3 protein-coding genes are annotated in these 3,276 nt (G+C 55.6%); all 3 read left to right on the forward strand.

Translation table 11 applies throughout. The features are described 5' to 3' along the window. Positions 1-376, forward strand: a 376-nt coding sequence (locus tag HOC_RS20180) for a methyltransferase family protein (protein ID WP_035542242.1), incomplete at its 5' end; no start/stop codon positions are given. Continuing rightward, a complete protein-coding gene (locus tag HOC_RS20185; protein WP_035542245.1) occupies positions 376-2,781 on the forward strand; it encodes an efflux RND transporter permease subunit in 2,406 nt (801 codons plus the stop codon). The genes HOC_RS20180 and HOC_RS20185, both read left to right, overlap by 1 nt. After that, positions 2,778-3,269, forward strand: coding sequence for an outer membrane lipoprotein-sorting protein (locus tag HOC_RS20190; protein ID WP_051625170.1), 492 nt, complete (start codon positions 2,778-2,780; stop codon positions 3,267-3,269). The genes HOC_RS20185 and HOC_RS20190 overlap by 4 nt, the downstream gene beginning before the upstream one ends. Positions 3,270-3,276 lie beyond the last annotated feature (7 nt).

Genomic DNA, 3,276 nt, shown 5'->3' on the forward strand with positions numbered 1-3,276 from the left:
TCCTCATTTTGGCCCGTTTCACTTTATAAGCTTGGCCTTTATCTTCCTGGGCTTCAGCGTGTTGTCGTCGGCCTGGCCGGTTCTGCATGGCGCGCTGCGCTCGGGCAAACTCGCGACGACCGGCATCTATGCACGGATGCGCCATCCGCAATATGCCGGTTTCGTGCTGATCATGTTCGGCTTTCTGGTGCAATGGCCGACCATTCTGACTCTGGTCATGTTCCCGGTCCTGGTCTTCATGTATGTGCGCCTCGCTCTTCGGGAAGAAAAGAACGCAGAAGCTGAATTTGGCGAGGAATACCGCGCCTATGCAGTTAATACCCCGCGGTTCTGGCCGCGCTGGGGTAAGCTGGCCACGCTTCGGAAACAGAGCTGATGCTCTGGGTATCAAAAGCTGCGGCGCAAAGGCGCAAAGGATTCTTTGTCTTCAGTCTGGCGATTACGTTCATTCTCACCGCCCTGGCGCTTGCGCCAAGCGTCACGCCGGGTGGACTGCCATTTCTAAAGCCGCTGACCATCGACACCGACCCGGAAAACATGCTGCCGGCGGACGCGCCGGTACGCGTGCGGCATGGCGCGTTGAAATCGGTCTTCGACATTTATGATTTTGTCGTCGTAGGCGTCGTCAATGAAAAGCATCCTCAAGGCGTTTTCAATGCCCGTGATCTAAGTCATGTCAAAATGCTGACTGATACGGCGAAGTCGCTGAGCTATGAGCGCGACGGACGTTCGGCCGGTATCATCGCGGCAGATATCATCGCGCCTTCAACGGTCGATAATATCGAAACGGAAAGTCTCGGCGCGGTTTCCTTCTCTTGGCTGATGGCCACACCTCCAGAGAGCGATGGGGATGCCGCGCGCATCCGTGACCAGATGCTCACCATCCCCATGTATAAAGGCACGATGATCTCGGATGACGGGACGGCGCTCGCGCTGTACTATCCGATCAGCGACAAGAGCATATCCTACGCTGTTGAGCAGGATCTTCGGGCCCTGATCGATACGTTCGAAGCCACGGGTGCATCTTATCATATCACGGGCTTGCCAGTTGCTGAAGACCGGTTCGGATCCGAGATGTTCTTTCAGATGGCGGTGTCAGCACCGCTCGCCATGCTCTTTGTGTTCGGTCTTCTATGGCTGTTCTTCGGCCATGTCCGGATCATCCTGATCTCTCTGCTTGCCGCTATGGCGTCGGTAGTTTGCACGATGGCCCTGCTGGTTATCTCGGGCCAGACCGTTCACATCATGAGCTCAATGATCCCGATCTTCATTATCCCGATCGCGGTGCTCGACGACATTCATATTCTGTCCGACTTCTACGACAAATACACACCCGGGCGCGACCGGCTTGAAATCGTCAACGAGGTCATGGCCGATCTCTGGCGACCTATGTGGTATACGACGCTGACCACAGCGGTCGGTTTTGCCTCGCTAATGCTGACGCCAATCCCGCCGGTTCAGGTGTTTGGCTTGTTCGTGGCGATCGGCGTGTTCGTCGCATGGTTTTTCACAGTCACACTTTTGCCGGCCTATTTCATGAGCCTGCCGGATAAGGCGCTGGCAGATTTCGGCGCACTTCAGAAATCTGATCGCGCGGTCAGGGATCAAAGCTGGCTGGGGCGTTTCTTGCGGACCGCCGGGCCCTATGCCGGTCATCATGCAAAGGCGATCATTGTCATAAGCCTTGTTCTCGTCGTGTGGGCTGGCGCTGGGATCACAAAAATCACTGTTAATGACAACCCGATCAAGTGGTTTGAACGGTCAGATCAGATCCGCGTGGCTGATCGCATCATCAATGAGCAATTCGCTGGTAGCTATATGGCTTACCTGCACCTTAGCGCTGATAGTGGTATGAGCGATGCGCCCTTCAAGAACCCTGAGCTGCTGCGCTATATGGCAAAAATGAGCACAGACCTGGAGGCCGAGAGCGCAGTTATCGGCAAGATTTCCGGCCTGGATGACATTGTGGCGACAGTTCACCGGGAGCTCTTCAATGAGGCGGCGGCCTATCGCATTCCAGATACTCAGCCAGCCGTCGCGCAAACCCTGCTGATGTATGAGAACTCTCACCGCCCTGACGATATTTGGACCTTTGTTACGCCGGACTTTCAGGAGGCCATCTTGTGGTTTCAGCTGAAAAGCGGCGACAATTCAGAGATGGCGCAGGTCGAGATCCTTGTTGGAGACTATCTGAGCCGCAATCCCCCGCCGCTCGCCCTGGCGTCCGAATGGTTTGGCCTCACTTATATCAATCTCGTGTGGCAGGATAAGATGGTGAGCGGCATGCTGAAAGCTTTTCTCGGAAGCTTCATTGTTGTCCTGATCCTGACCACGCTTCTATTTAGGTCTTTGAGTTGGGGCGTACTGGCGATGATCCCACTCGTACTGACCGTCTCGCTGATTTACGGCGCAGTCGGCTGGGCCGGTGTGGATTACGATATGCCGACGGCCGTGCTCTCGTCTTTGTCACTCGGGCTGGCCGTCGACTACGCAATCCACTTCCTGACCAGGACACGAGAGATATTCCGAACCGAACAGGCTTGGGAGCCGACGCTGGGTAAGATGTTTGAGGCGCCGAGTCGCGCTATCACACGGAATGTCATCGTCGTCGGGGTTGGCTTTCTGCCTCTCTTGGCCGCCAATCTCGTTCCTTATCGAACTGTAGGTATACTGATCACCAGTATACTGATATTGGCAGGCGCAACCAGCCTAATTGTCCTGCCAGCACTGATCTCCGTCTTTCAACAACCACTCTTTCGCCGCGAAAGGATCCCAGCATGAGCTACGCAGCCGCACTATTCTTAACTGCCGCCCTGCTTGTGGCGCAAACCGTCCATGCGCAGAATACCGATGCCACGGACATCGCCCGACAAGCCGAACACACCGCTGCCTATCAGGGCGATGATGGCCGGGCGCGCGTCGCCATGGCGATTGTTGACAAACAAGGACGCACCCGCACGCGGGAGGTCACAATTATGCGAAGAGATGGTCTCATCGACGATGGCGAAACAGGTGATCAGCGTTTCTTTGTGTATTTCCACGCCCCAAGCGATGTGCGCGGCACGGTGTTTATGGTCTGGAAGCATCCGGTTCGTGACGATGACCGCTGGCTGTATTTGCCGGCGCTGGATCTGGTACGGCGAATCGCGGCGGGAGACGAGCGGTCAAGCTTTGTCGGGTCTGATTTTTTCTATGAAGATGTATCCGGACGCACCGCCGAAGAAGATACGCATATCTTGCAGGATACTGTTCGTCGTCAGGTATTTTGAGACAGAA

Source organism: Hyphomonas oceanitis SCH89, from assembly GCF_000685295.1.
GTDB lineage: Bacteria > Pseudomonadota > Alphaproteobacteria > Caulobacterales > Hyphomonadaceae > Hyphomonas > Hyphomonas oceanitis.

Bases quoted from the DNA above. Each gene is read 5' to 3' on its own strand.
- HOC_RS20190 (WP_051625170.1), top strand. From the start codon at position 2,778: ATGAGCTACGCAGCCGCACTATTCTTAACTGCCGCCCTGCTTGTGGCG.
- HOC_RS20185 (WP_035542245.1), top strand. From the start codon at position 376: ATGCTCTGGGTATCAAAAGCTGCGGCGCAAAGGCGCAAAGGATTCTTT.